This is a genomic window from Mesorhizobium sp. M7A.F.Ca.US.006.04.2.1, from assembly GCF_004022915.1.
In the GTDB taxonomy this organism is placed as follows: domain Bacteria; phylum Pseudomonadota; class Alphaproteobacteria; order Rhizobiales; family Rhizobiaceae; genus Mesorhizobium; species Mesorhizobium ciceri.
In genome coordinates this window covers 1-811 of record NZ_RZQA01001451.1, presented here as the reverse complement: position 1 = coordinate 811, position 811 = coordinate 1, and the positions used below count along the sequence as shown (strand labels likewise).

Genomic DNA, 811 nt, shown 5'->3' with positions numbered 1-811 from the left:
GGATCGTCATTCCGCTCCGCCGCCATCAACGCCAGCGCCTGCTGGCGGAAAGGCGCCGGCCATGCTTCGACGGTATCGCCGAAGCGGCGCCTGTATCGTTCAAATTCGTCCCGTGTCATGAGGACTTCCTTTCGCGGCCCAAGGCCACCATTGCCAAATGATCCCTGAGTGCGCGCCGTCCGCGCACCAGCAACTGCTCGGCCGAGCCGACACTGCTGCCCATCACCTCGGCGATCGCCGAGATGTCGAGGTCGCCTACGGCCCTCAGCAGCACCGCCATGCGCTGCCGTTCCGGCAGGCGCGACAGCCCGTCACGCACGATAGCCAGCTCCTGCCGCGCCGCGGTCGTCGCTTCGGCATCCGCCTCCGGCGACGCGACCTCATCCCTTATGTCGTCCAGCCCGATGAAACGGCGTAGCGCCCTGCGTCGACGCTGATCGATGCAACGGTTGGCAGTGATCCGGTAGAGCCAGGTCGAAGCCCGCCCTCTGACCGGATCGAACCGCGCGGCCTGTTTCCAGACGGTCACGAACACCTCCTGCACCACATCCTCGGCGTCGCCGGCATTGCCGAGATAACGCGCGGCAAATATCCGCAGCCCACGGCCATGGCGGGCGATGAGCTCGGACAGCGCGCTTTGGCTGCCCGCGGCGATGCGCGCCAGAAGCAGCTCATCGTCGCCACGGGGCTCCTCATGTCGCACGGCGGCGCGCATCCACGGACGAGACTGCTGGTTCGGCGAATCCGAAATTCGCATCGATCAGGAGGAGCAAAGAAACGAATTTCGGGTTCAAATCCATCACACCAGATG

Annotated in this window: 1 protein-coding gene; it reads right to left on the bottom strand. The window is 65.4% G+C overall.

Translation table 11 applies throughout. The features are described 5' to 3' along the window. Positions 1-115 precede the first annotated feature (115 nt). Positions 116-715 (bottom strand): sigma-70 family RNA polymerase sigma factor, encoded by a 600-nt coding sequence (locus EN925_RS37985; RefSeq protein ID WP_127388498.1) that lies wholly within the window; start codon positions 713-715, stop codon positions 116-118. Positions 716-811 lie beyond the last annotated feature (96 nt).